Consider the following 26,836-nt stretch of genomic DNA (forward strand, 5'->3'; position numbering starts at 1 on the left):
AGCAAGTAAAAGCGCTCATGTTAAAGAAAGTGTGTAAATGCGCCGAATACTGCCGCTCGCCTGTACGAGTCTGCTTCTCTCAACAACCTTTCTGACGCCCGCCGTTGCCGAGGACGCCAGCGGGCAACCGACTGTCTCCCTCGATACCATCACCGTTTATGCGACGCGGACGCCGCAATCCTCCTTCGAGGTGCCCGCATCGACATCGAGCGTTGATGCGGATGCGCCGGGCACTGCGCTCTCGGGCGATATCGGTGATCTCCTGAAATATACGCCGGGCGTCGAAGTTGCCAACGGACCGCGCCGCAACGGCCAGACGGTCTCGATCCGCGGCTTTGACAATGACGCCATCATCACCCTGATCGACGGCCGGCGGCAGAATTTTGAAGCCGCGCATGACGGGCGCTTCTATATGGATCCTGCGCTTTTGAAGCGCGTCGAGGTGGTCCGCGGTGCCTCCTCCTCCATCTATGGCGGCGGGGCTATCGGCGGCGTTATGGCGTTCGACACAAAAGATGCGGCGGACATGTTGGCGCCCGGCGAGAATTTCGGCGCCTACACCGCGATGGGCTTTCGCTCGGCCAACGATGAGTATGCGCCGCTCGTCTCCGCCTTCGGCCGGACGGGCGTGCTCGATGCCCTCACCATGCTGTCCTATCGCGATTCGGGGGATATCCGCCAGGGGGGCGGGTCCACGCTCCAGACCGATGACGAGCTCCTCTCTGGCCTCTTCAAACTCGGCTACAACATCAATGACTATAACAGCCTGAAGTTCATCTATCAGGGCTTCCACAATGACGGGTCGGAGCCGAACAACGGCAGCGGGGCGATCACCACTTCCAACCCGATTGTGCAGAAAGAGGTCACCGACAATCAGTTCAGCCTGAAGTATGAGTTTGAAGATCCGGCCAATGACTGGCTGAAGCCAAAACTTCATGTCTATTACAACAACACCGACGTGCGCGAAGAAGATATCTCCGGCACCAACGCGGGCCGGGTGCAGGTGCGCGAGATCGAGACCATCGGCTTCAATGCGGATAACCAGTCCGTTCTCAACCTCAGCGAGGCGCAGAAGCACACCTTCTCCTACGGCTTCGAGATCTATCGCGACAAGCAGACCGGCACGATTTCGGGCGGCGGCACGCGCCCGGGCGTTCCCAACGCCGATGCGACGAACTACGGCCTCTATGTGCAGGACGAGGTGGATGTGCGCACAGATATCGGCCGCTTCCTGATTATCCCGGCAGCCCGCTTCGATGCCTATCGCAGCAGCGATGATGCCGGCAACTCGCAGGATGAAAGCCGCGTCTCGCCGAAGCTCTCAGTCAGCTATATGCCGACGGAAAACTTCATGGTTTACGGCAGCTATGCCGAGGCTTTCCGCGCGCCGAACCTGACGGAGATTTATTCCTCCGGGCAGCATTTTCCGGCTGTGCCGCCGATGTTCCCGGCGAACTTCTTTGTCCCCAACCCGGACCTCAAGCCCGAAACGGTCACGACCTATGAGATCGGCGCCGGGCTCAATTTTGATAATGTCACCGGCAGGAATGACCGCGCCTATCTGAAGGGTGCCTATTTCATCAGCGACGGCAAGGATTTCATCACGCAGGATGTCGATGTCTTTGCGGGCACGACGATGAATGTCAACGTGCCGGAAGCGCGCCTCACCGGCTTCGAGCTTGAAGGTCTTTATCAGCTCAACCCGGTAACGGCGAAGCTCGGCCTCACCTATGTCGAGGCGGAGGACAAGACCAACGGGACTTATCTCTCCAACAGCATTCCGCTGACGCTGGTTGCCGACATCGCCTATAACGCGGCAGCGCTTGACAGCATTTTCGGTGTGCGCGGCCGCTTTGCCGAGGAGAATGACAAGAACGGCACGGGCGTCGTGACCGCCGGCTATTCCGTCTTCGATCTCTACTATCGCTGGATGCCGACCGTGAAGCCGATCGACACGCTGACTGTCGATCTCGGTGTCTCCAACATCTTCGACAAGGAATACACCATGGCCTACGCCGGTCTCTTCGAGGAAGGGCGCAGCTTCAATGTGAGGGTTGGCTATCAATGGTAAGCGCGGCGTTTGCACATTCGCCAGAGCAGGGCAAGAAGAGATGGATGACGTATCTTGCCCTGTCCGTCTGTGCGAACGTCGCCCTGCTTTCTGCCATCGAGCTTGAGCAAAAGGTTGACATGGTGCTGGAGATACCGGTCATCAGGGTCAATCTGATGTCGATGGCGCGCCCGGCGCCAAAAGCGCCCGAGATTGTCAAGGCCGAGATTGCGCCGGCGGCGGCAACGCCGACTTATGTCGCGCCGGTCGAAACCACGGCTACCGCGCCGCAGAGCATCGCCCCCCGCGCCGAAAAGGTGACGGAGACGATGCCGGCCCCCGCCGTCGAGGCGGCGCCGGTACCAAAGCCGGCGCTTCGCCCCGTAACTCAGACTGCGGCCAAGCCGAAGCCGGACCCCGAGCCGGCCGCGGAAATGGTCCACGTGGAGGTTGCAGAACCGCAACCGACGGTGGAGACGCCGCCCGTGGTCTCAGAGCCAGTTGTCGCCGAGGCTATGGGCGATGCCGATTCCACCGTCATCTATGAAGCGACCTATCGCCTTCAGACCCCGCCGGTCTATCCGCGCCGGGCGCTTGAGCTCGGCCAGCAGGGGGTCGTCACGCTGCATGCGGAAGTGCTGCCGAACGGCGATCCGCGGGATCTCAAGGTTGCCAAGTCTTCCGGCTACCGGCTGCTGGACATGGCCGCCCTCGCGGCCGTCAAAAAATGGAAGTTTGAACCAAGAAACGTTGACGGAAACGCTGTTGCGAGTTGGGTCCGCGTTCCCGTGAATTTTGTCATCCAATAACACTTAAGCAAATGAAACAGGAAGTTAGCCATGAATGAATCCACCGTTTTGAAATCCGCCCTGTCACCCGCCGAAATCCGGGCGCGGTATGAAGCAATCCAGGCGGAAGGAGGAATGCGCGCCCGCAACGCGGCGGCCAGGATCGGCGTGTCGGAAGGGGAGCTTCTCGCCGCCCGCATCGGCAGCGATGTGATCCGCCTTACCAATGATCCCGAAGGCATCCTGAAAGATCTTGAAGCGCTCGGTGAGGTTCTCGCGCTGACCCGGAATGATGCCTGCGTGCACGAGCGCAAGGGCGTTTACCACAATGCGAGCTTCTTTTCCCACGGGGCGGTCCGCTCCGGCATCCTGAACAATCCCGACATCGATCTGCGGCTGTTCATGGGCCATTGGAAGCATGCTTTCGCGGAGCAGACGCCGACCGAGAAAGGCACGCGCAAGAGCCTGCAGTTCTTCGATCCCGCCGGAACCGCCATCCACAAGATTTACCTGACCAACCATTCGAATGAGGCCGCCTATGATGATCTGGTTGCAAAGTATCGCGATGCTGAACAGAACCCGGGACTTGAAGTTGAAAAAGCGGCAGCAAAAGCTGCGGACCGCCCGGATGCAGAAATTAACTGGGAAAGATTCCGTTCCTCCTGGGAAAACCTCAAGGACGTCCACGACTTCTTCATAATGCTCCGCAAATACAAGGTCGGCCGCGTGCAGGCGCTGAGCGGCATCGGTAATGACTTCGCATTCGAGCTTGAGAACAGCGCCTCCCGCCGGGTGCTTGAGCTTGCCCGCGATCGCGACTGCGAGATCATGGTGTTCGTTGGCAACCAGGGCTGCATCCAGATCCATACCGGCCCGATCAAGAAGCTGGTCGAGATGGGTGAGTGGTACAATGTGCTCGATCCCGAGTTCAACCTGCACCTCAACGAGCAGGCGATTGCCCGCAGCTTCGTCGTCCGCAAGCCGACGGTTGATGGCATCGTCACCTCGGTTGAGGTGTTCGACGCCGATAACGAACTGATCGTCAGCTTCTTCGGCAAGCGCAAGCCGGGCGTTCCGGAAAACCCGGCATGGCGCGAAATTGTCGATGCGCTTCCGCTCAAGGAGATGACGAATGTCGCCTGACGCACTGTCAGGATGGCTTCCCGAATGGTTCGAACAGATGGGCGCAGTGGCATGGCCGCTCGCCTTCTGTTCCGTTCTGGCGTTGGCTGTCATTTTCGAGCGGCTGGTGTTCACGGTCCGCGCGGGCGCGCTTGCAAAGAAGCAGTATGAAGCGCTTGCGGGGCAGCTTCGCGCGCATCAGAACCAGCCGAAGCCGGTGCGGGATGAGTTCGTCGGCGTCGCCCTTAGTGAGCTCCGCCGTTCCTACTACAGCGGCATCAAGCTGCTGCGCCTGATCGGCATGATCAGCCCGATGCTCGGCCTGCTCGGCACCATCCTCGGGATGATCGCAACCTTCAAGGTGATTTCGGTGCATACCGGCGCGGTCTCGCCGGCGCTGCTCGCCGATGGCCTCTGGGAAGCGATGCTGACCACCGCCGCAGGGCTCATCATCGCGCTGCCGACGCTGTTTCTCGCCTATATTTTCAGCGCCGTCAGCGACCGCCGGCTCGAGACTCTCTGCCAGGAGCTCAACCGCGTGTCGCTCTCCCTTGAGCTCGCGAAGCAGGATGTGAAGGGCAACGTCATCGGCCTCGCATCCGAGGTGCGTCGCCTATGATCCGGCTCGATCAGAAAGAGAAGGACAGCGGGATGCTCGGCGATATGGCCCCCGACATGACGCCGATGCTCGACGTGATGTTCATCCTGCTCGTCTTCTTCCTGCTGACCATGGGAACGGTTCTGCAATCGCTCGATCTGCAGCTGCCGACCGCCGTGGAGGAGCAGTTGCCCGACGTCAACAAACCGCGGCACATCATGCTCGAAATTCGCGAGGGGGCTTACGCCATCGACGGTCGGACATATACCGGGTTTGACGACTTCAAGGCGGGGTTCGAGGGCAGTCTCAAGGAGAAGCCCGATTACGATGTGATCGTCGCGGGCGATCGCCGCGTCTCGATCGAGGAGCTGTTGAAAGTACTGACCTATCTGCAAGCGCAAGGGGTCGAAGCCGCTAACATTCTTATGCATAAAGAAGCGACACCATGATCAGGATTTTATCCGTTGTTTTCCTGCTTTTCACTTTTTCGGCCCACGCGGCGGAGGCGCCGACGCGCGTCGTCTCCGTTGGCGGGGCGCTGACGGAAATCGTTTATGCCCTCGGCGCCGGCGATCTCGTCGTCGCGAGCGACACGACGAGCTATTATCCGCCCGAGGCCGCAGAGGTTCCGAAAGTCGGCTATATGCGGGCGTTGAGTGCCGAAGGCGTTCTTTCCACCGATCCCGATCTCGTTATCCTCGCCGAGGAAGCCGGGCCGCCCCTGGTGATCGAGCAGCTTGAGCGGGCAGGGACGCGACTTCTGAAAGTCAACTCCGCCCGCTCCGTTGACGATGTGCGCGCGCAGATCGAGACGATCGCCGCCGCGCTTCATCGCGAGAGGGACGGCGCCGCGCTGATTGCCGACATCGACGCGCAAGAGGAGACGCTGAAAGCACGGGTCGCGGCGCAAGAGACGCCGAAGCGGGTGCTCTTTATCCTTCAGCATGGCGGCGGCGCGCCGATGGTGGCGGGGCAGGATACCTCGGCCGATGATATCATCCGCCTTGCCGGTGCGGTCAATGTCGTCGATGGCTACAAAGGCTACAAGCCGCTCTCGCCCGAAAGCGCGACGGCCCTTGCGCCCGACGTCATTCTCGTCACCGACCAGGGCATTGAACAGGCGGGCGGGAGAGAGGCGTTTCTCACCGCGCCGGGCCTTGCCCTGACGCCGGCGGGCCAGAACGGCCGCCTCGTCTCGATGGATGCGCTGCTGCTTCTCGGCTTCGGGCCGCGGGCGGTTGATGCCGCACTCACCCTGCAGGAGCAGCTGAACACGCCATGACGGTGCTTGGAAAATCGGCCTCGCTCCCGATACCGCGCCGGCGCGTGAATGCGCCGGCATTGCTGCTGCTTGGCGTTCTGCTGGTTGCCGCGGCAGTTCTCGCGGCGTCAATCGGCGCCGTTTCCATCCCGCTTGGCGGCATTTTGAGTTTTGATCTCTCGGATCAGCATCAGGCGATCCTCTCGACGATCCGCTTTCCGCGGGTGCTGCTCGCGATCATCGTCGGGGTCTCGCTGGCCGTCTCCGGCGCGGCGATGCAGGGGCTGTTTCGCAATCCGCTCGCCGATCCCGGCCTGATCGGGATTTCGAGCAGCGCCGCCCTCGCGGTCGCCGTGGTGATCGTGCTCGCAGGGCCCGTTTCAGGCTTTCTCGGCCTTTACAGCCTCAGCTTTGCGGCATTCGCGGGCGCGCTGATCGCCTGTTTCCTGATTTTCCGCCTTGCCCGGCTGACCGGCGGCTTCTCCGTCACCTATATGCTGCTGACCGGCATCGCCATCAATGCGCTGGCCGGGGCGGGGGTTGGCGTTCTCACCTTTCTCAGCGATGATCAGCAGCTTCGCAGCCTGACCTTCTGGACGATGGGCAGCCTCGGCGGCGCGCTCTGGCCGTCGGTCCTTGTTGTCGCAAGCATCGTCATCCCGGCCAGCATCATCCTGATCCGCAACGCGCGCGAACTGAACGTGCTGCTGCTTGGCGAGAATGAGGCCCGCTATCTCGGCGTCGATGCGGAGCGGCTGAAGCGGACCATCGTCATCTGCACGGCGCTCTCGGTCGGGGCGGCCATCTCGGTCAGCGGCATCATCGGCTTTGTCGGCCTTGTGGTGCCGCACCTGATCCGCCTGACGCTCGGGCCCGATCATCGCCTGTTGATCCCCGCATCGGCGCTGCTCGGCGCTCTTCTCCTGCTGCTTGCAGATACGCTCGCGCGCACCGTGGTTGCGCCGGCCGAGATGCCGGTTGGCGTCCTGACCAGCCTGATCGGCGGTCCGTTCTTCCTCTGGCTGCTGATCAAGCAATTTTCGGGAAGGTTTAGCTTGTGATTGAAGCGGAAAATATCTCTGTTACTCTCGGCGGCAGACAGATCCTCGGCAAGGTCAATGCAGCATTCCGATCGGGCACGATTACCGCGATCCTCGGGCCGAACGGGGCGGGCAAGTCGACGCTGCTGAAATGCCTGACGGGCGCGGTCAAGCCGACGAACGGCGCCGTCTATCTCGATGGCCGGGAGCTTTCCGACTATTCGCTGGAAGATCTCTCGCGCCGCCGTGCCGTCCTCTCCCAGGCAACGCCCATCAGCTTTCCCTTCACCGCCCATGAAATCGTCTCGATGGGCCGCAATCCCTATTCGATGATTGAAAGCGTTGCGCGCAATCATGAAATTGCCGACGCGGCGCTTGAGAAGGTCGACGCCTGGCATCTGCGCGATCGTTCCTTTCCGACCCTCTCGGGGGGGGAGCAGCAACGCATCCAGTTCGCCCGGGTGATGGCGCAGATATGGGAGACGGAGGGCGCGACCCTGCTGCTCGACGAGCCGACGTCGGCGCTCGACCTCAAGCATCAGCACCAGCTTCTCGACCTTATTCACGAGCTCTGCGAGGAGCGACGGCTGACGGTCGTCATCGTCATGCATGATCTCAGTCTCGCCTATCACTGCACGGACAACTGCTATTTCATCAAGGCCGGCCGGATCCAGGGCGGGGAGCCGAGCCGCGACCTTCTGACGCCGCAGAAAATCGCCGAGGTTTTCGATCTGCCCGAAAAATATGCCGTGCAACGCTTCGGGGTGCCGATTGCCGACTGACGGTTGCCATCTATTTTTGCGGTGGACGGCGCGATTGTTACGAAATTGTTGCGGCGCGCCGCCGATGGATTAAGATAACCGCCGTCTTATATCTTCGATCAGGGCGGGTGAGATGGCGGGACAAACGGGCGGCCGGCGGCACACCGGCGATATCGTGGTCGTCGGCGCGGGTATCATCGGCATCACGGCGGCGATTGAATTGCAATCCCTCGGCGCAAAAGTCACCGTCATGGACCGCGCCGGGGTGGCGTCGGGGACATCGCAGGGCAATGCCGGCGCCTTCGCCTTCTCCGATTCATCGCCGCTTGCCTCCCCCGGCATCATCCGCCGCGCGCCAAAATGGCTGTTCGATCCGCTTGGTCCGCTCGCCATCCCGCTGCCTTACGCGCTCAAGATCACGCCGTGGATGTATCGCTTCTGGCGCGCGAGCAACGCCGATCAGGTGGCCGCCGGGACACGGGCGCTGACGGCGCTCATGCAGGTATCAAAGGCGCATCTTGAAAGCTTCATGGAGCGGACCGGGACGGCGCATATGCTGCATCATCACGGCAATCTGCAGCTTTACGAGAATCCGGCGGCGTTCAAGGCCGTGCTGCCCATTTGGCAGCGCCGGGCGGAGACGGGCGTCAGCTACACGGTGCTTGAGGGCAACGACGCCATTGCCGAGGCGCAAGCGGGGATCCACCCGCGCTTCTCCCGCGCCATCCTGACGCCGGCCTGGCTTGGCATCTCCGATCCGAAGGACTATACGGTTGCGCTTGGCGACTATTTCACCCGGCAGGGCGGCGAGATCGAGATCGCGGCCGTGAAAGCGATCGAAGCGACGGGCGAGCAGGTCTTTCTGGTCCGCGAGGATGGCTCACGCCGGGAGGCGGATCGGGTGGTGGTCGCGACCGGCGCCTGGTCGCATTTCCTCGCGCGAACGCTCGGCGATCATATCCCGCTGGAGACGGAGCGGGGCTATAATACGACGCTACCGCTTGGCGCGTTCGATCTGAAGCGGCAGCTTTCCTTTGAGGAGCACGGCTTTATCGTCTCGCCGCTCGCGACCGGCATCCGGGTCGGCGGTGCGGTCGAGCTTGGCGGCCTCAATCTCCCGCCCAACTACGCGCGTGCGGATGCGCTTCTGAAGAAGGCAAAAGCCTTCCTGCCGGCGCTGAAAACCGAGGGCGGACGGCCGTGGATGGGATATCGCCCGTCGCTCCCCGATTCCGTTCCCGTCATCGGGCCCGCGACGAAAACAAGCCGCGTGACCTATGCTTTCGGGCACGGGCACCTCGGGCTCACCCAATCAGTCGGGACGGCGAAGCTGGTCGCCGCGCTGGTGATGGGAACCGCTCCGGAGGCGGATCTTGCCCCCTATCGCGCCGATCGCTTCTAGGGCAAACGCCGCGCGCGGCATGAGCCGGTGACAAGAGGCTTGCGCGCCGCGGCTTTTCCTTGTCAGATAGGGGACCGGTGAAGACCGGTACTCGCTGTCAAACAACAACAATAAGCATCTGCATCGGGAAAGAAGACTATGCCTGCAATTACCGCGAACGGAATTACCATCGAGTATGAGACACGAGGCGAGAGGAGCGGCGAGCCGCTGATCCTTGTTGGCGGTCTCGGCGTGCAGCTTGCCTCCTGGAATGAGGATTTTGTCGACGCGCTCGCGAAAGCCGGCTTTTATGTCATTCTCTATGACAATCGCGATGTCGGGAAATCAACGAAATTCGACGACTGGGGCCCCGCCGATATCCCCGCCGCGTTCGCGCAGGCGCGGGCAAAGCAGAAAATTTCCGCGCCCTATACGCTCAGCGACATGGCCGATGATGCCGCAGAGCTGGTGCGCGCCCTCGGCTTCGAGGCGGCGCATGTGATCGGCAGCTCGAACGGCGGCGCGATTGCCCAGACGATGGCCTGGCGGCGGCCGGAATGTGTCAGATCTCTCGTCTCGATCATGGCGACATCAGCGCGCCGCGGCCTGCCGCGCCCGGAGGGGGCCGCTGCGGCATGGCTCACCCAACCGCGCAACCCGTCCGGCACGCGCGAGGGCGCGATGGAGGAGGCGGTCGAGACGGCACGGATTATCGGCAGCCCCGGCTTTCCGGTCGATGAGAAGATTTTACGCGAGAAGGCCGCGGCGCTTTATGACCGCGCCTTCTATCCCGATGGCAACAGCCGCCAGCTGCTCGCGAGCCTTGCATCGGGCGACGAGCGCGTTGCCCATCTGAATGAGATTACCGCGCCGACGCTGGTTATCCACGGCCGCCATGATCCGCTTGTCCCACTCGGCTGCGGCGAGGATGTGAGGAACTCCATCCCGGGGGCGGAAATCCTCGTCATTGACGGCATGGGCCATGATATCCCGAGCGCCGCAGTGCCCGAGATGGTGGCCGCCATCACTCAGAACGCAAAGCGGGCGGAAGGATAAGGCGGATGCAGGAATATCTTGAGCCCGGCAGCATTGTCGACAGCGATCATCCCGACATTGCGGCCTTCGCGCTGGCCCATCAAGGCAAGGGGGCAAGTGAGAAGGAGCGGGCGATCAGCCTCTATCTCGCCATTCGCGACGGCGTTCTCTACGATCCCTATTCCGCGACGCTCGATCCCGAAGGGCTGAAGGCCAGCAGCACGCTTCGGGTCGGGCGCGGCTTTTGCGTCGCCAAGGCGGTGCTGCTCGCCGCCGTCTGCCGGAGCGCCGGCATTCCGGCGCGCCTCGGCTTTGCCGATGTCCGCAACCACATGTCAACCGCGAAAATGCGCGAGCGCATGAAGACCGACCTTTTCTACTGGCACGGCTATACGGATATTTATCTCAACGGCAAATGGGTCAAGGCGACGCCCGCCTTCAATATCGAGCTTTGTGACAAATTTGGCCTGAAACCCCTCGAATTCAACGGCGAAGAGGATTCGATCTATCATCCCTTCGACAAGGCGGGCAATCGTCACATGGAATATGTCAACTACCGCGGCGAGTTTGCCGAGCCGCCGGTCGAGCAGATCCTTGACACCTACATGACCCATTATCCGCACTGGCGGAACCGGCGCAATTCCGCAAGCGGCGATTTTGCCGCGGAAGTCGCCGCGGAAAACGCCAGGGGCTGACGATCAGCCGAACTGGTAGGCCGAGATGGGTGCGCCCATAGCGATATCGCGATAGGTCTCGCGGCCCCGATCCTCGCCCGCCGCGCCGGCGATGACATGGAGCGGAATGAGATGCTCCTCTCGTGGGTGGGCGAAACGGGCGCCGGGCGCGCGTTCCCAGTCGATCAGGCGGCGGTTGCGCCGCTCTGGATCCGCATCCGTCGCCGTCTCGCGCAGCCACTCGTCAAACGGCGCCATTTCCGGCAGCGGCCGGCCGCCGCGGGCGCGCGAACTCATCAGCATCTGCATGTTGTGGTAGCTCATGCCGCTGCCGAGGATGAGCACGTTTTCATCGCGAAGCGGCGCAAGCGCCGCGCCTACCGCGATATGGGCGGCGGGGTCGAGGTCGGCGCGGAGCGATATCTGGGCGATCGGCACATCTGCGGCCGGCATGGCGAGGAGCAGGGGAACAAAAACGCCGTGATCGAAATCGCGCCGGCGGTCCTCACCGGCGACGATCCCGTTATCCTTCAGGAGCGTCAGCATCCGCGCGGCAAGCTCCGGCGCGCCGGGCGCGGGGTAGCTGAGTTCGTAAGTATGCGGCGGAAACCCGTAATAATCGAATAGCAGGCCCGGATTTGGCGTCGACTGGACCGTTACCTTTTCTTCCTCCCAATGCGCCGAGACAAGGACGATAGCGGAGGGCGAGGCGCCGATATCCATCGGCAGGCGGCGCAGATAGGCGGCCATGCGGTCCCATTCATGCGGCGGGTCCCACTCCATAAAGAAGCAGGGACCGCCGCCGTGGGGCATATAGACTGTCGGCATTCTTTTCATGGATCTTCTCGTGGTCTCGTTACAGGGGTGTCGCCAAATGCTTGTTTCCTTATGTAGGAGTATGCTGTTAAAAGACCATGAACGACAGTGAATAATCATGGCGCGGAGGCCGCCTGATCGTATCAGTCGGACAGGCATACGGGGAGGAAGGAATGTCATCTGCTGCCGATGACGGTGACGGGCAAGCCGCAGAAATTTATCATGTGTGCCGAGATGGAGCAATCCAGAACGACGGCAATTAACCGGTTAATTTCTTCATAGTGGAGTTATTTTCCGGTTTAACATCTCTCTATAAACGATTGACATAAAAGAACTTCGACCAACAGAAGGCACGCCCGAAGTCAGAGCGCGGCGATATGTTGTTGAAAAATCTCCTTCGCGCGAGCCCAGACGCCGCTCTCGAGATTGTCGAGGGCGAGCAGGGAGGGCAGCAGCTGGGCCGCGTAATCCTCGCTGCTTTCAACAGGCAGCATGGAGGGCAGATTGTCGATGGCCATGATATCGAGCGGCGGCGGCCCCTTTGCCACGCGGATCACCGGCGCATCGAAGGAGGTGGGGCGGTCATAGAGCGGCACGGGGTTGAAGGGGCTCGTCGGATCGCAGGAAACATCGGCGATGACCGAGAGGCGGCGGGGCATGGTGAGCGCGGATTTCGGCACGAACACGGGCACGCCATCCCGCGCCAGAATGCAGTTCACGAAAAGGCTGTGCGCAAGGATCTCCGGGAACGGGCCGCCATGCGCCGTCTCCGCCATGTCCCATTGGGTGACGCGAAGGCCGAGTGATTGCAGGCAGTCGGAGGCGCCGGTGCCGACCCGGCCAAGCGCGCCGATAACGATGGCATCCGGCATCTCGCCGCCGCCGCGGCTCCGTGCAGCCGCGAGTTGGCGTCTGAGATCCTCAATCAGCGCATCGCGCCCCGAATAGACGCCGACGGAGGCGGGGCCCGGCTCATCTCCGGTCTGCTGCGCGCACCAGACCATAACGCCGACAGCCGCGCCCGCAAAGCCCGCCCAGTAGCCGAAGGCGGCGACGCGCCGGCCCGTCTCATCGGTCAGATATTCAAGATCATAGAGCGTGCCGCCGCCCGCCTTGAAGCGCTGCAGCAGGGCGCGCCCGTCCGCCTGTCCCTTATATGCATGGCCGAACATGATATGGCGATGGATGAGGGGGCGATCGCTCGCTGGCAGTTCCTTGAGGCCGAAGATGATGGCATCTTTCGGCGCATCGACCCAGCTTCCCTCGTCGGCGATGGCGCAGCCGGTGGCCGCATACCCTGCGATCGGAATGGCGCGGGAGGAGGATTTCTCCACCGTCACCCGGATGCCTTTATCAAGAAGCTGCTTCACTCCGTCCGGCGTAATGCCGACGCGCTGCTCATGGCCGCGCTGCTCTGCCCGTACCCAGAGATGCGTCATTCCTTCCCCCCCTCGGAAAGTCTCTTTCCCGTTGATCTGCCGTTTGTCTCTTCTAGCGGTATTTGGCTGCGTTGGGAAGGGAGAGGCGTGGGGTTTTCGAAGCGGGACGCGTCCTAGAAGGGGACCGAGATGCTGATTGCGCCAAACTCGTCCTCGCCATTCTGCGTTTTATATTCGCGCGAGCGGAAGACATGGGTGAAGGCGATGCGGGCGTCGCGAATGGTGAGCGCAAGACCGATCTGCGCATCGCCGACGATCGGCTCCTTGTCGACGCTGTGGCTGTCGCGGAAGGTGTTGCCGTCGAGGAAAATATTGCGCGCGACCGCCCGGGCATCGAGCCCTGCGAACGCGTAAAGTCCGATATCATCCGTGGGGACGAAAAAGCCCGATCCCGGCAGCCCCGGCTGGATCCGCGGCGGGCCATAGTCATTCGGCAGGTTCCAGCCCGCGCGCACCGTCGCGCCCGCATTGGCGTAAGTGTAGACGTTGCCGAGCGCGCCGCCGATATGCGGCGTGACATCAATGGCGAAGCCGTCGAACTGTTTGGCCGCGAGCGCGCGCCAGCTCCGCTGATAGGTGAGCACGAGGCCGGGCTCGTCTTTCAGCTGGTGATCCCAGCCTTGCGGCTTCGGGGAATCGATGACCTTGTGAACAAATCTCTGCGACTGCTCGCCAAGCGCTGAAGGGCCAATCACGCCCAGCTGCAACTGGAACTGGTCGAGCTGCGTCTCGCCCGTCTCGACGACGATGCCGACCGCGCCGTAAAGCCAGCCGGCGTAGGGGCGCTCGGTCGGCGGCGGGTTCGGATCCTGGATGTCGCTCGGCGTGTACATGTTCTGCCCGATGGCAAAGCTTGAGCGGACGCGCCCCTCGCGCGGGAAGAACGGCAGCAGCCGTGCGGTCCGAAGCGCCCATTTCGGCGCATGATCGGGTTCGGACATCCAGGCGAGCAGGACGCCGTTCGTATAGTCATCGTCCGAACCGAAGAAGAGGTCATTCTCAAGCACGAAGGTAAAGGTGCCGGTATCCTCTTCCTCTGCGGGCGCTGTCTCCTCGGCGAGGACGGGCGCACTGAAGACGAGGGCGGCAAGAAGGATGGCGATAGCTGAGCGACTGCAAATCATGCTGCGGCTCTACCCGACGAAAATGACGTAACCATGTCCATAATGAAGCAAATTTCTGTTCGTGCCAATTAATATGATGCAGGGCGCGGCAGTGTGGCGCGATATTGATTTTGTCCGTTGCGCCTCCCGCGGCATAATAAAAGCATATCGGGTGTCGCGCGACAGCGGCAAGCGAAAACAACAGGGAGGGGAGAGGCATGACGCAGCTTCGCATGACACAGGACGGAAATATCGCGGTTCTCCGTTTCAGCAATCCGCCGCACGGCTATATGGATGACGAGACGGAGCGTGAACTCGCGGCGGCGCTCGATCACATCGAGGGGGAGGAGACGATCCGCGCGGTTATCCTGACGGGCGGTGATCGGGATGTTTTCATTCGCCACTATGACGTCGGCCTTCTGCACGCGCGGGGCGCGGCGCTCGCGGCGCGGGGGCTGAGGTTCGATCCGGACCGCCCGGTTCCCGAAGCGCCCATCCATGCCTGCCTTCGCCGCATTGCGACGATGCCGAAACCCTTCATCGCGGCCATCAACGGCACGGCCATGGGCGGCGGGTTCGAGCTGGCGCTTGCCTGCGATATCCGCCTAGTTCAGGACGGCGACTATGACCTTGGCCTGCCGGAAATCAATCTCGGCATCCTGCCGGGAGCGGGTGGCACGCAGCGGATGACGCGGCTGATCGGCGAGGCGAAGGCATTGGAGCTGATGCTGCTCGGGAGTACGCTGCGCCCGCGCGAGGCGGCGGCGCTCGGTCTTGCAAGCGCGCTGGTCGCAGGCGACGTGATGGAGAAGGCGCTCGAAATCGCCCGGCGGCTCGCGGCCCGCTCCCCCCGCGCCATTGCCTATATCAAGGATCTGGTGCGCGGCCTGCCGGAAAGATCGTCAGAGGATGGCTTCGCCCGCGAGCGCACCCTTTTTTGCGACCTGATGGTCAGCGCGGACGGGCTTCGCGAAATGGGCGAGATGGCGGCGGGCCGACGCGATATCCTTACCGCGCCGGGACAGGGCTAACGCGCGGCCGGACCACCCGCTGCTATCGGCTTGAGGCTACTGAGGCCGTCTCTTCAACCGCCGCCCGATCGAAACGGACGCCGTCGAAGCCGCTCTCGGCAATCGCCTTGATGCGGGCGTTATATTTCGGTGTTCCGCCGTTGTAGACGAAGTAGCGGATGCGGCCCGCCTCATGCCCCTTGACGTTCGAATTATATCCAGTGAACCAGGATTTTGCCTTTCGCATCAGCATGATTTTATACATCTCCGCGACCTCATTGACCCAGGCCGCCTCGGCTTCGCGTGTCGGCTCGGCGCGGGCGTAGCCATGCTGCCAGATGTGGGTCAGCAGCCGCATGCACCAGTCGACCCCGCTTTCGATGCCGCGCGGATAATTGGTTGAGGCCGAGCCGCTTTGCGGGCCGTTCGGCATGAGGAGATTGGGAAAACCATGCACCATCATGCCAAGGAAGGTCTCGGGTCCATCCTCCCATTTATCCTTCAGGCGCACGCCGCCCGCGCCGCGAATATCGATATGATCGAAAGCGCCGGTCATGGCGTCAAAGCCGGTCGAATAGATGATGACATCGAGCGGATACGGCGCGTCCGTCGTCTCAAGTCCGCTTTCGGTAACGCGCTGCAGCGGTGTCTCCTGAAGATCGACAAGGAACACATTGTCGCGGTTATAGGCCTCGAAATAATTGCTCTCGAGCGGTACGCGCTGCACGCCAAAGCCATGATCCTTCGGGATCAGCTTCTCGGCGGTCACCGGATCCTTGACGCGGCGGCGGATGCGCTCGGCGATATATTCCGAAAATTCCGCATTCGCCTCTTCCTCCATAAAAATCTCACGGAAATTGCTGAGCCAGATGCCGAAGCCCGGTTCCTCGTAGAGCCGGTCCCAGAGCGCGATGCGCTCCTCGCGCGGCACGTCATAGAAGGAGCGCTGGTCGATACGGTGGACAAAGCCGCCGGGCGTGCGGCTGCACAGATCGAAGATCTCGTCATAGCGGCGCCGGATATCGGCCATTTCCGCCTCTGATATCGGGCTGTTGTTGAGCGGCGCGCTCCAGTTCGGGCGGCGCTGGAACACATGCAGCGTTTCAACTTCCTTGGCGATGACGGGGATAATCTGGATCGCCGTCGCGCCGGTCCCGACAATGCCGACGCGCTTGCCCTTGAGGTCGATGCCCTCATGCGGCCAGTAATAGGTATGAAAGGATGGCCCCTTGAAATCATCGATGCCGGGAAGCAGCGGCAGCGTCGGCTGCGAGAGGAGACCGAGCGCCATGATAACGAAGCGGCAGGACAGCCGCCGCCCGTCACTCACGCGCAAGTGCCAGAGATTGGCATCCGCGTCGAAATGCGCCGCTTCAACCTTGCAGTTGAACTGCATGTGATCGCGCAAATTGAACTTGTCGGCGACGAAGTTGAGATAGCGCAGATTCTCCGGCTGGCTGGAGAAGCGCTCCTTCCAGTGCCATTCCTCGAGGATTTCCCGCGAGAAGGAATAGCCGTAGGTGTAACTCTCGGAATCGAAGCGGCATCCGGGGTAGCGGTTATTGTACCAGGTGCCGCCAAGATCGGCGCTGCCCTCGAGCAGCGTTGCCGATACGCCCGCATCGATGAGCCGCTTGATCTGGTAGATGCCGGCGACGCCAGCGCCGATGACGATTACCTCATAGTCCGCCGTTTGTGCCTTTGTCATGTCCCGCCCTTGCTTTGGTTGTTTTTGTATCGGTCCGCATTATGCATCAGCAGAGTATCATATTAAGGACATTTCCCCGCTCCTCACAAGCAACTTTGCGCGCTTTACGTGCAGCGAGCGCATTGACAGCGGCGCGCGGGCCTATTAACTCATAGAAAAGCGAGAAAAAATCATTGCCTAGCGCGCCGAAGAAGGATGACAAAAATGACCGCGGCAGACCATATCCCGGCAGACGTTCGAAAATATCTTGAGCCCAGCCGCTTCGTTGACAGCGACGCGCCGGAGGTACGGCAGTTTGCGAAAGAGGCGCTCCGTGGCCTTGCGCCGGATGCTTCCGATCGCGAGAAGGCGGTCCGGCTTTTCGAGGCGGTGCGGGACGGGTTGCGCTACGATCCCTACCGGGCGTCCTTGGACCCCGAGGATTACCGGGCGAGCCATATCGCCACACAGGAGAGCGGTTATTGCGTGCCGAAAGCCATTCTGCTCGCGGCGGCGCTCCGGGCGGCCGGCATTCCCGCGGCGCTTGGCTTTGCCGATGTGCGCAATCATCTCAACACCGAGAAACTTCTCGAGCTGATGGGTAGTGATGTCTTTATCTACCACGGCTATGTTCAGCTCTGGATCGGCGAGGAAAGCTACAAGGTGACCCCCGCCTTCAATATGGCGCTTTGCGAGCGCTTTGGCGTGAAGCCGCTCGTCTTCGACGGCTACTCCGATGCGCTGTTCCACGAATATGACGTCAACGACCGCCGGCATATGGAATATATCAACGATCGCGGCATTTTCGTCGATATCCCGATCGAGCAGTTCCTGGCTGATTTCCGCGTTGCCTATCCGAAAATGGCGGAGCGATTCGACAGGGGCGAGATGACAGTCGTGCGCGATAAATTCACCTCCGCGACGTGAGGCGCCTGCTGCCGCATCTCCCTCCCGTCGCCGTCACCTGATGCAAGCAGAATGCGATTATCCGGCATCATAGCCTTTTTCTTTTCTCGCAAGGCTGCCCGGAAACGGTCACATTTCCGTGGGACGCTCGCAAACCGGTTGATTAGAGATATAATTTCCATAGAACAGCCGGAAATAACGACAGGTCAGATCATCGGCCACGGGTTGAGGAACAAAGCGTGACGTTCAGTCAGAATATCCGGCCGCGAAGCCGCGGCGAGGAAAACACGGCCCGGCGCGTTCGAGCGACGGCGACGCGCCAGCTTATCCTTGCGGAAGCGGCGCGCCGGTTCCGCCGCCGCGGCTATACGGCATCTTCTTTGAAGGATATCGCCGCGGGAGCGGGGATCGCGGCGGGGAGCATCTATTATTATTTCTCCTCCAAGGAGGAGTTGCTCGATGAAGTGCTCGACAAGGGCTGCCGCCAGATCATCGACTTCGTGTCCGCAGCGCGATCGCGGAGCGAGGCGGAGGGCGGCGATTTCCGGCGTGTCTTTCGCGCCATGGTTCATGCGCATCTCTACTATCTTCTCTATGCCGGGGATTTCACCGCCGCCAGCATCCGCAATTTTTCGATGCTGCCGCCCGAGAACCAGGCCCGCCACCGACAGACCTTCGAGATCTATGGCAATATCTGGGAAGAGGCGTTCGAAAATGCCATGCGGAATGGTGAGTTGCGGGCAGATCTTGATACCGCCTTTTTGCAGCGGATCATTATCGGCGCGCTCAACTGGACCGTCGAATGGTTCGACACCGAGCAATATTCCATCACCAGTTTCGCCGACCGGGTTGCCGACATTCTGCTCGATGGCATGTTGCGGCCGGGCTTCTCCTGGCACGGGCGGACCGCGCTCTCGATCCCGGTCGAGCCGCTCGAGGCGCTGGTGGCGCGCCAGCCGAAATTCGGCAAATCCCGCCTCGGGATCCTGATCGCTGCGGCGCGCGTGCTGCGCGAGCGGGGCTATGAAGGGGTGACGCTGCGGCATATCGCCGAAGTTGCCGGCATGGAGGCCGGCAGCATCTACTATCATTTCTCCTCGAAGGAGGAGATCATCGACGAGGTGCTGGCACGCGGCCTCAACGAAGTTGCCGATGGCGTTGCCTCCGTCATTGAGAGTAAAGAGAAATTCGCCTGCCCGGTGGCGTGCGTCGCCGCCGCAGTGCGCACGCATATGCTCTATCTTTTCGTCCGCAACGATTTTGTCGGGATGAATATGCGGATCTATTCGCAGCTCCCGCAGGATGTGCAGGATCGCCACCAGCCCGTCCGCCAGCGGCTCGCCGCAGTCTGGAGCGACTGTCTCTCCCTCGTCGGCGCGTCGCATGAATTTCGCGATGAGATCGAAATTCTGCCGACCCGTCAGCTCCTGCTTGGCGCCCTCAACTGGACGGCGCTCTGGTTCAAGCCCGACCGTGAGACGACGGCCGACAGCCATAGCCTCGATGATCTGGTCGATATGATCCTGACGCTGTTCTTTGACGGGCTCAGCCGCGAGACGCCGCAGAACCACGCGGCATATGCAGAGGCCGGCGCCCTCCCCACCTTTTAATCCGCGTTGAGAGTATATTTCCAGACGCGCGCCGGCGGCAGATTGCGAATGACGGTGGCGGCGCGAACGCCGGTGATGCCGAGATCCCGGCAGAGCGATTCGGAAATCGGCGGGCGCGAGGAATAGCTGTACTGGATCAGCATCCCCTGCCGGTCAAGAAGGCTCAGAATCTGCTCCAGTATCCGGTGGATTTCCTTTTTTCGCATATTGAGAAGCGGCAGGCTGGAATAGACGATGTCGAAGGCGGCGGTCTCGTCCGGATCGATGATCTGGGTGAGATGCCCGGCATCGCCGACACGGACATTGAGATCCGGAAACTTCCGCATCAGCATGGCCGCCAGATGGTGATCGCGCTCAACGAGGAAGAGCTTCTCTGCCTCCGCGCCCGCGCCCAGCAGCGCCTCGGTGATGACCCCGGTGCCGGGCCCGAGCTCCAGGAGCCGCTTGCCCGCCAGCTCCGTAATATTCGCCATGGCGTGGGCGAGGGGCCGGCCGCTCGGCGCCAGCGCACCCATCCGGCGGGGATTTCGAAGAACTGCAAATATGAATGACTGATCCATTATGTAAGCCTTGTGAGGGAAAGCTTGAGTACGTTGGATGTGACGCTTCATTTGTGGCGCCGATCCGTTCAGGGTAGATCAAATTATTGTGATATGTAAAACGACTTTTGCTGATATGGACGAGGGAGGCGCAAAAATAGACTGCCGGTCCCGGCAGCCTTTGTGGTTTTGCGAGTGCGCTGACATCAGGCGGCAAGACCGTTTCGCAGCAGTTTCCCCGGCAGGGCGGCAAGCGCCGCGTCCTGCGGTTCATTATCTTCGATCAGCAGCCTGCCGTTGACGATCACCGACTTGATGCCGCTCGCCGGCGAGACGAGACGGTCGCTCCCGTCCGGGAGATCATAGACCCGCTGCAGTCGGCCCGCGGCAATCGTTGCCGGATCGAAGATGACGACATCGGCCATCATCCCTTCGGCCAGCACGCCGCGGCCGTCGATGCCGAAAATCTGCGCCGGTTTCTGCGTCAGCATATGGATCGCCTGCTCAAGGCTGAGGGTGCCGCGCGTGCGCACCCAGTGGCCGAGCAGATGCGTCGAATAGCAGGCATCGCAGAGCTGGCTCGCATGCGCGCCCGCGTCGGAGAGGCCGAGGACGAGATTGTCATCGACCAGAAGCTCGGCAACCTCCTCCTCGTCGTAATTGACGATGGGGAAGCGGAAGCGGGCGACAAAGTCGGTCTCGAGCGAGAAATCAAGCGCGAAGTCGATCGGATCCTTGCCGACGCGCGTCGCGATCTCGCGAAGCGGCTGCTCTTCCCAGTCGGGATTGCCGGGCGCCATCGAGATAACGCAACGGTCGATCCAGCCGGCGACGGCATTTTTCGCGCCCGCGCCGGTATCCTCGCGGAAGGCCTTGCGAAACTCCGGGTCGCGGTAGATGGCTTTTCGCCCTTCCGTGTCCGCTTCCATGATCTGCTTGAACAGCGGGCGCATCTCGAAGGGGAAGGGCTCGTTGAATTCGAAATCGAAATTGATCGGGCGGCAGGCCACCTGCGGATAGATCTTGACGCCCTCGGCGCGGAGTTTGCGGGTGACTTCCTGATGCCGGCGGTGCGAGCCGGGACCCGACATGCCCGAGAGGAGCGCCGTCCAGCTGATCGGCATGTCATGCTTTTTTGAAAGGGTGGCGAGCTGATCGTGAAAGAGGGTCGGGCCGACCGTCGCCTGAACGATGCGCCCGCCGCCTTCGCGCGCCGCGCCGACCAGCCGGTCAATCTCGATCATATCGGCAAGGCGGCTCGGCACCGGCTTGCCGCCATAGCCGTGATGGGTTGTTGCCTGCGAGGTGGAGAAGCCGAGCGCGCCGGCCTGCATCGCCTCGACGACGATCTCGGCCATGCGCTCCATCTCCGCCTCGGTCGCTTCGCGCTCCACCGCATCGGGGCCCATGACATAGGTGCGGATCGGCGTGTGGCCGGCGAGAACAGCGAGATTGATCGCGCTGCCGCGCGCTTCGATCGCCTTCATATAATCGGCGAAAGTCTCGAACGGCCAGTCCGCGCCGAGCCCCTTCTGAAGCGCCTCAAACGCCATGCCTTCGACCTTTTCAAGCGTGCGCATGATGTTGGTGCGATGTTCGGGGCGCGTCGGCGCGACCCCGAAGCCGCAGTTGCCGATCACGGCGGTCGTGACGCCGTGCCAGGGCGAGATCGACAGCATCTGATCCCAGATCACCTGTGCATCATAATGCGTATGGATATCGACAAAGCCGGGAGAGACGGTGAGGCCGCGCGCGTCAATCTCGCGCGTTGCCGCTTCCGTCACCTCGCCAAGAGCGACGATACGCCCGTCCCTGATCCCGACATCGCCCCGGTAGCCGGGTCGGCCGGTGCCGTCGATGATGGTTCCGCCGGTGATTTTCAGGTCAAGTGTCATATCGTTCCTCCTTGCTTCTCCCGGCTTATATCGCGCCGGGTTGATCTGACGGTCTGTCGCCGCCCTTACCGGATCATCTCACCTCATCAGGTTGGCCGTGTCGTCAGCCAGGCCCAGAGACCATCCGCCTCCTTTCCAAGCACCTGCTCGCCGATCCAGTCCGACCAGTAGCTGTCGGAGCCAAACTCGTCGCGCCACGACCACAGGCGGCGAGTGCGGAAGTGCAGGTCATGCTCATAGGTGAAGCCGATTGCGCCGTGGATCTGATGGGCGTGCGAGCAGATGATACCGGCCGCCTCGCTGACCCGCGTTTTGGCGGCGGCAATCTCGAATGTGCCGTCAAGATCGCTCGTCGTTGCAAGATCGGCGGCGAGGAAGGCGCCCCGCACCGCCGCGCCCGAGGCGGCGGCGTGACCGGCCATCACCGCGAGATTCTGCTGGATCACCTGCAGCTTGCCGAGCGGGCGGCCGAACTGGACGCGGTCGTTGGCATATTGCACCGTCGCCTCCAGCACCCAGTCGATGGCGCCGGAAATCTGCGACGCCCGCATCATCGCGCCGAGCGCAAAGACGTTTTGCGCCGTGATCCCGGCGGGAAGCGGCGCGCGGGCGACGGGAACCGCCGCGTCAAAGGTCAGCGTATCGCGGGGCTCCGTCGCGATATTCTGGTTTTCCGTCACGCTGTAGTCACCCGCCTTGAGGAGCGCGATCTCGCTCCCGGTGAGGACAACGACATGATCGGCATGGCGACCCCAGGGGACACGGGTTACCGCGCCCGAGACGCCCGCGCCGTCCGGGCGCAGCGTTTCATCGGCGCGCACCGGCGCGATGACGGTAATTCCCTCCGGCGGCTGGATCCCGGCCCGCGCCAGCAGGTGATTGGCGAGGATCGCCTCGACAATCGGCAGCGGCACGGCGTGGCGGCCGGTTGCGCGGACAATCACTTCGGCGTCGGCAAACTGCCCGTCGACACCGCCCATTTTCTCGGGAACAAGCACATGCAGCAGCCCGTTCTCGGTGATCGCGTCCCAGAGGGAACTTGGGAAGCTGCCGGCTTCGGCCGCTTCTTTCAGCGATTTCGTCGCCTGGTCGGAGAAGAGTTTCTCGACCGTATCGGCCATAATCTGTTGCAGTTCATTCATCGCAGGCCGAGCCCCCGTGCAATAATGCCGCGCAGAATTTCCCGCGTCCCGCCGCGGAGTGAGAAGGAAACGGCGGCCTGCGTCAGATAGGCGCGCACTTCCTCGAAATCATTGCCTGCAATCACGCTCGCTTCCCCGCTTGCATAACGATGTGCAATCTCCGGCAGATCCTGCTCAAAGACCGCGCCGAGATCCTTGACGACGGAGGCTTCAAGCGCCGGGTTGGCGCGGGCTTCCAACTTGCCAGCGACCGAGATGGACATGCGGCGCAGCGTTGCGAGATGCGCGATCAGGCGACCGATCTCGCGCTTCGCGCGGCGGCTCGGGTCAAGTTTCGCCTCACGGATCATCTCGATCAGCAGCTGGATGGAGGACATGTAGCGTTCCGGCCCCGAGCGCTCGAAGGCAAGCTCGGCATTGACCTGTTTCCAGCCATCGCCTTCCTCGCCGATGCGGTCCGTCTCAGGTACGAAGAAATCCTCGAATATCACCATGTTGAAGTGAACTTCGCCGGCGATGTTGCGGATCGGGCTGATGGTCACGCCCTTGGGCGCGCGGAGGTTGATGAGAAACTGGCTCATCCCGGCGTGGCGGTTTTCCGACGGCGGGCTGGTGCGGACGAGCGCGATCATCCAGTCGCAATGATGCGCCGCCGTGGTCCAGATCTTGGTGCCGTTGATGACATAGCCGCCGTCCACCTTGTCGGCTTTCGTGCGGATCGAGGCGAGGTCGGAACCGGTGTCGGGCTCGCTCATGCCGATGCAGCAATAGGATTCGCCGCGGATGATGCCGGGCAGAACGCGGCGGCACTGCTCGTCGGTACCGAAGCGGAGGATCGTCGGGCCGCTCTGGCGGTCGGCGATCCAGTGGCTGCCGACCGGCGCGCCGTAGGCGAGAAGCTCTTCCAGCAGGGCATAGCGCTCGAAAAAGCTGCGCTCGGCGCCGCCATATTTTTTCGGCCAGGTGAGGCCGATCCAGCCCTTGGCGCCCATCTTGCGGGAAAATTCAGGATCAAGCCCGGCCCAGGAGCGGGCGCGAAGCTGCGCCGGATAATCCGCCAGCTCCTCCTCAAGGAAGGCGCGCACCTCCAGTCTGAGCGCTTCCGCCTCCGGCGGCAGGCTGTAGGGATCAAAATTGAAATACGACATGAAAAACAGCGTCCCTTCGTCGATAGCCTGATTTTGCGGCTATGTTCTTGTCTTTATTTATTCGGTATTGTGGTCATATTCATTCGGCGTGGCAATGGCTATTCTGCCGGACCGGCATTTGCCGGCCTCGTTTTAACGTCACTTTTCAAGAGTAGCAATAACGGGACTGAGGCGAGCGACAACCACATCATCAGCGTGAAGTCGTTCAAAAAGGCGATCATCGCCGCCTGTCGCGTCACCTCCTCATTCAGCGCCGCAAGCCCTGTAGGAAGATGCCAGTTCCAGCTGCCGGGCAGAAAGGGGGCCTGTAGCGCGTCCCGAAATGGGGTCATCTGATCGGCGATGGCGGCGTGATTGGCCTGAGTGTGCCGGCTGAGGATGGTAAAGACCATAGCGATGCCGATACTGCTGCCAAGATTGCGGATCAGGCTGAACATCGCCGTCCCGTCATTGCGGTAATGGGCGGCGAGCGTCGAGAAGGTGAGGGTGGTGAGCGGCACATAGATAAAGCCGAGGCCGACACCCTGGACAACCCCTGTCCAGACCACCTCATGGACCGAGACATCGAGCGTGAAGCGCGACATTTCGTACAGCGAATAGGCGGTCAGCAGCGTTCCGGTCAGGATCAGGATCCGGGTATCGACGCGGCCGATCACCCGGCCGATAAAGATCATCACGACCATCGTGCCAATGCCGCGCGGGGCGAGGACATAGCCGGTCGTCAGCGCCGGATAGCCCGCGAGGTTCTGCAGAAGCGGCGGCAGCAGCGCCATGGTTGCAAGCAGGATGATGCCGATGATGAAGATGAGGATAAGGCCGACGGAAAAATTCCGGTCGCGAAACAGGCCGGGCTCGATAAAAGGTGCCCGCGCCGTGAACATATGGACCAAGAATGTATAGAAGCACAGGCCCGCGATCGTCGCATAGATGATGATCTCGTTTGAGGCAAACCACTCCTGCGATTCGCCGCGGTCGAGCATAAGCTGCAGCGCCCCGATGGCGAGGCTGAGAAGCGCAAAGCCGAAATAATCGAACTGGCGGGCGCGGTTGCGCACCGTTTCGGGGACAAAGGTGATGATCCCGACGAGGGCGAGAATACCGACCGGCAGGTTGATATAGAAGACCCAGCGCCAGTTGTAATATTCGGTCACGAAGCCGCCGATCGTCGGCCCGAGGATCGGCCCCACCATCACGCCCATACCCCAGATGGCCATTGCCGAGCCGTGCTTTTCGGTCGGGTAGGTGTCGAGCAGGATGGCCTGCGAGAGCGGCACCAGCCCGGCCCCGAAGATGCCCTGCATGACGCGGAACAGCACGATCTCGGTCAGCGAGGTCGCCGCGCCGCAAAGCATCGAGGCAAGCGTGAAGCCGATCACCATGATAATGAACAGCCGCCGCCGGCCAAGCCGGGCGGCGAGAATGCCGGTCGGCGGGGTCATGATCGCGGCCGCGACGATATAGCTTGTCAGCACCCAGGAGATCTGGTCGGGGGTCGCCGACATCGTGCCCTGCATATGCGGCAGCGCGACGTTGGCGATCGTCGTGTCGATCGCCTGCATGATCGTTGTCAGCATCACCGACGCCGTAATCATCGCGCGTTCGAACGGCGTTGTCCTGCCCGCGATATCGCTGCCGGCCGCGGCGATGCTCATCTGCTGCCCGGCGCTGCGACTGCCGTGGACATCGGCGTTTCCGCACCGAGCCAGTTGAGCGCCGCGCGCACCAGTTTCGGCATCGGGCGGCTGTAGCCGGTATCGATCTCGACAATGCTGCTCATCCCGGCGCGGAGCGGCAGCGTGTCGTCACGCGCATCCAGCCGGATACGGACCGGGATGCGCTGCACCACCTTGACCCAGTTGCCGGTCGCATTCTGCGGCGGGATGACGGAAAATTCCGCGCCCGTTGCCTGCGCAAGGCTTTCGACGGTGCCGTGCCAGCTATGGTCCGGGTAGGTATCGACGGTGATCGTCACCTTCTGGCCGGGCCGGACATGGGTCAGGTCGGTTTCCTTGAAATTCGCCTCGATCCAGATGTCATCCTCGGCAATCAGGCTCATCACCGCGCTTGAAAATGCGCCGTTGCCGATGACCTGCTGGCCGACCTGCGGCGTGTTGCTGGCGATCCCGGCGAAGGGCGCGCGCACAACCGTGCGTTCCACATCGAGAAGCGCCTTTTCCTTCTCCGCCATGGCGGCGAGATAGAGGGCATGCTGCTCAATGGGGATGTTCGGATCCCCGCCAAGCTGCGCCGTGATCTCGGCAATCTCCTCGGCGATAACGTCAAGCTGCTGGCGTGCAATATCAAGCTCGTGACGCGTTGCATCGAGTTTGCTCCGCGATACCGCGCTGCTCGCAATCAGCTTGGCCTGGCGGTCATACTCGGTCTGGGCGAAGGCAATATTGGTGCGGGCGAGGGCGAGTTCTTCCTGCTTCTGGCGGTGCGTCGCCTTGAGGCTGGCGATGCGGTCGCGGGCGTTGGCGAGGCCGGCCTCCGCCGCCATCAGCGCGATGCGATAGCTGTGATCCTGGATGCGGAAGAGCTCATCCCCCTTCTCGACGCGCTGGTTCTCGCGGACGGAAACCTCGGAGATCAGCCCCGACACCTCGGCGGCGATCAAGACCTTGTCGGATTTTATAAAGGCGTTGTCCGTCTCGACGAATCGCCCGCCGGTGAAATAGAAATAGCCGCTGACCAGCAGAACGAGAAGCGGCCCCAGGATCAGCAGGGAGAAACGGATCAGCCGCCGCCGCGCCGGACGCCGGGCCGCACTCGCAGGCGGCGGTGTCTCTTCGATCTGGCTCTCGGCGGAAGGAGGGATGTCTGCCATTGGT

Annotated in this window: 24 protein-coding genes; 14 read left to right on the plus strand and 10 right to left on the minus strand. The window is 62.0% G+C overall.

Annotated elements, in window-relative coordinates; genetic code table 11:
* The first annotated feature begins 37 nt into the window (after positions 1-37).
* From V7Z56_RS01450 to V7Z56_RS01500, 11 genes are all read left to right on the plus strand, one after another.
* Positions 38-2,071, plus strand: a complete 2,034-nt coding sequence (locus V7Z56_RS01450) for a TonB-dependent hemoglobin/transferrin/lactoferrin family receptor (protein ID WP_334127562.1) — start codon at positions 38-40, stop codon at positions 2,069-2,071.
* 44 nt (positions 2,072-2,115) lie between these two features.
* On the plus strand, positions 2,116-2,859 hold the full coding sequence (locus V7Z56_RS01455) for an energy transducer TonB (protein WP_334127563.1): 744 nt from the start codon (positions 2,116-2,118) through the stop codon (positions 2,857-2,859).
* A gap of 30 nt (positions 2,860-2,889) precedes the next feature.
* Positions 2,890-3,981 (plus strand): hemin-degrading factor, encoded by a 1,092-nt coding sequence (locus V7Z56_RS01460; RefSeq protein WP_334127564.1) that lies wholly within the window; start codon positions 2,890-2,892, stop codon positions 3,979-3,981.
* A complete protein-coding gene (locus V7Z56_RS01465; RefSeq protein ID WP_334127565.1) occupies positions 3,971-4,579 on the plus strand; it encodes a MotA/TolQ/ExbB proton channel family protein in 609 nt (202 codons plus the stop codon). The genes V7Z56_RS01460 and V7Z56_RS01465 overlap by 11 nt, the downstream gene beginning before the upstream one ends.
* Positions 4,576-5,007, plus strand: coding sequence for an ExbD/TolR family protein (locus V7Z56_RS01470; RefSeq protein WP_334127566.1), 432 nt, complete (start codon positions 4,576-4,578; stop codon positions 5,005-5,007). Before V7Z56_RS01465 ends, V7Z56_RS01470 begins: the two co-directional genes overlap by 4 nt.
* Positions 5,004-5,840 carry a heme/hemin ABC transporter substrate-binding protein gene (locus V7Z56_RS01475; RefSeq protein ID WP_334127567.1) on the plus strand — a complete coding sequence of 279 codons (837 nt, stop codon included), beginning with the start codon at positions 5,004-5,006 and terminating at the stop codon, positions 5,838-5,840. Before V7Z56_RS01470 ends, V7Z56_RS01475 begins: the two co-directional genes overlap by 4 nt.
* Positions 5,837-6,880: a FecCD family ABC transporter permease gene (locus V7Z56_RS01480; RefSeq protein ID WP_334127568.1), complete on the plus strand. Its 1,044-nt coding sequence runs from the start codon at positions 5,837-5,839 to the stop codon at positions 6,878-6,880. Before V7Z56_RS01475 ends, V7Z56_RS01480 begins: the two co-directional genes overlap by 4 nt.
* Positions 6,877-7,641 (plus strand): heme ABC transporter ATP-binding protein, encoded by a 765-nt coding sequence (locus tag V7Z56_RS01485; RefSeq protein ID WP_334127569.1) that lies wholly within the window; start codon positions 6,877-6,879, stop codon positions 7,639-7,641. Before V7Z56_RS01480 ends, V7Z56_RS01485 begins: the two co-directional genes overlap by 4 nt.
* Positions 7,642-7,753: 112 nt before the next feature.
* Positions 7,754-9,022, plus strand: coding sequence for an NAD(P)/FAD-dependent oxidoreductase (locus V7Z56_RS01490; RefSeq protein ID WP_334127570.1), 1,269 nt, complete (start codon positions 7,754-7,756; stop codon positions 9,020-9,022).
* Between the two features lie 138 nt (positions 9,023-9,160).
* Positions 9,161-10,057 (plus strand): alpha/beta fold hydrolase, encoded by an 897-nt coding sequence (locus V7Z56_RS01495; protein WP_334127571.1) that lies wholly within the window; start codon positions 9,161-9,163, stop codon positions 10,055-10,057.
* Between the two features lie 5 nt (positions 10,058-10,062).
* A complete protein-coding gene (locus tag V7Z56_RS01500) occupies positions 10,063-10,731 on the plus strand; it encodes a transglutaminase-like domain-containing protein (RefSeq protein WP_334127572.1) in 669 nt (222 codons plus the stop codon).
* A 3-nt stretch (positions 10,732-10,734) separates the two neighbouring features.
* Here the strand turns inward: V7Z56_RS01500 and V7Z56_RS01505 are convergent, their stop codons facing one another.
* From V7Z56_RS01505 to V7Z56_RS01515, 3 genes are all read right to left on the minus strand, one after another.
* A complete protein-coding gene (locus tag V7Z56_RS01505) occupies positions 10,735-11,547 on the minus strand; it encodes a DODA-type extradiol aromatic ring-opening family dioxygenase (RefSeq protein ID WP_334127573.1) in 813 nt (270 codons plus the stop codon).
* Between the two features lie 341 nt (positions 11,548-11,888).
* Positions 11,889-12,965 carry a saccharopine dehydrogenase gene (locus V7Z56_RS01510; RefSeq protein ID WP_334127574.1) on the minus strand — a complete coding sequence of 359 codons (1,077 nt, stop codon included), beginning with the start codon at positions 12,963-12,965 and terminating at the stop codon, positions 11,889-11,891.
* Between the two features lie 113 nt (positions 12,966-13,078).
* Positions 13,079-14,089, minus strand: coding sequence for a lipid A deacylase LpxR family protein (locus V7Z56_RS01515; protein WP_334127575.1), 1,011 nt, complete (start codon positions 14,087-14,089; stop codon positions 13,079-13,081).
* Positions 14,090-14,286: 197 nt separating this feature from the next.
* Between V7Z56_RS01515 and V7Z56_RS01520 the strand changes: the two genes are divergently transcribed.
* Positions 14,287-15,099 carry an enoyl-CoA hydratase/isomerase family protein gene (locus V7Z56_RS01520; protein WP_334127576.1) on the plus strand — a complete coding sequence of 271 codons (813 nt, stop codon included), beginning with the start codon at positions 14,287-14,289 and terminating at the stop codon, positions 15,097-15,099.
* A 22-nt stretch (positions 15,100-15,121) separates the two neighbouring features.
* On the opposite strand, the gene V7Z56_RS01525 is transcribed toward V7Z56_RS01520, so the two are convergent.
* A complete protein-coding gene (locus V7Z56_RS01525; protein WP_334127577.1) occupies positions 15,122-16,786 on the minus strand; it encodes a flavin-containing monooxygenase in 1,665 nt (554 codons plus the stop codon).
* A 204-nt stretch (positions 16,787-16,990) separates the two neighbouring features.
* Here V7Z56_RS01525 and V7Z56_RS01530 point away from each other — a divergent pair, with 204 nt between their 5' ends.
* Entirely contained in the window at positions 16,991-17,692 is a 702-nt protein-coding gene (locus V7Z56_RS01530; protein WP_334127578.1) for a transglutaminase family protein, read from the plus strand.
* 218 nt (positions 17,693-17,910) lie between these two features.
* Complete coding sequence (locus V7Z56_RS01535; protein ID WP_334127579.1) at positions 17,911-19,281, plus strand: TetR family transcriptional regulator; 1,371 nt, start codon at positions 17,911-17,913, stop codon at positions 19,279-19,281.
* On the opposite strand, the gene V7Z56_RS01540 is transcribed toward V7Z56_RS01535, so the two are convergent.
* The 6 genes from V7Z56_RS01540 to V7Z56_RS01565 form a co-directional block, all read right to left on the minus strand.
* Positions 19,278-19,796: a class I SAM-dependent methyltransferase gene (locus V7Z56_RS01540; RefSeq protein ID WP_334127580.1), complete on the minus strand. Its 519-nt coding sequence runs from the start codon at positions 19,794-19,796 to the stop codon at positions 19,278-19,280. The genes V7Z56_RS01535 and V7Z56_RS01540 overlap by 4 nt on opposite strands.
* A 230-nt stretch (positions 19,797-20,026) precedes the next feature.
* Positions 20,027-21,715: an N-acyl-D-amino-acid deacylase family protein gene (locus V7Z56_RS01545; RefSeq protein ID WP_334127581.1), complete on the minus strand. Its 1,689-nt coding sequence runs from the start codon at positions 21,713-21,715 to the stop codon at positions 20,027-20,029.
* A gap of 86 nt (positions 21,716-21,801) precedes the next feature.
* On the minus strand, positions 21,802-22,857 hold the full coding sequence (locus V7Z56_RS01550; protein ID WP_334127582.1) for an acyl-CoA dehydrogenase family protein: 1,056 nt from the start codon (positions 22,855-22,857) through the stop codon (positions 21,802-21,804).
* Positions 22,854-24,005: an acyl-CoA dehydrogenase family protein gene (locus V7Z56_RS01555; RefSeq protein WP_334127583.1), complete on the minus strand. Its 1,152-nt coding sequence runs from the start codon at positions 24,003-24,005 to the stop codon at positions 22,854-22,856. The genes V7Z56_RS01550 and V7Z56_RS01555 overlap by 4 nt, the downstream gene beginning before the upstream one ends.
* Before the next feature lie 98 nt (positions 24,006-24,103).
* Positions 24,104-25,657: a DHA2 family efflux MFS transporter permease subunit gene (locus V7Z56_RS01560; RefSeq protein WP_334127584.1), complete on the minus strand. Its 1,554-nt coding sequence runs from the start codon at positions 25,655-25,657 to the stop codon at positions 24,104-24,106.
* Positions 25,654-26,832: an HlyD family secretion protein gene (locus V7Z56_RS01565; RefSeq protein WP_334127585.1), complete on the minus strand. Its 1,179-nt coding sequence runs from the start codon at positions 26,830-26,832 to the stop codon at positions 25,654-25,656. The genes V7Z56_RS01560 and V7Z56_RS01565 overlap by 4 nt, the downstream gene beginning before the upstream one ends.
* Positions 26,833-26,836: the final 4 nt, after the last annotated feature.

Origin of the sequence: Sneathiella sp., from assembly GCF_036844445.1 — a bacterium.
GTDB lineage: Bacteria > Pseudomonadota > Alphaproteobacteria > Sneathiellales > Sneathiellaceae > Sneathiella.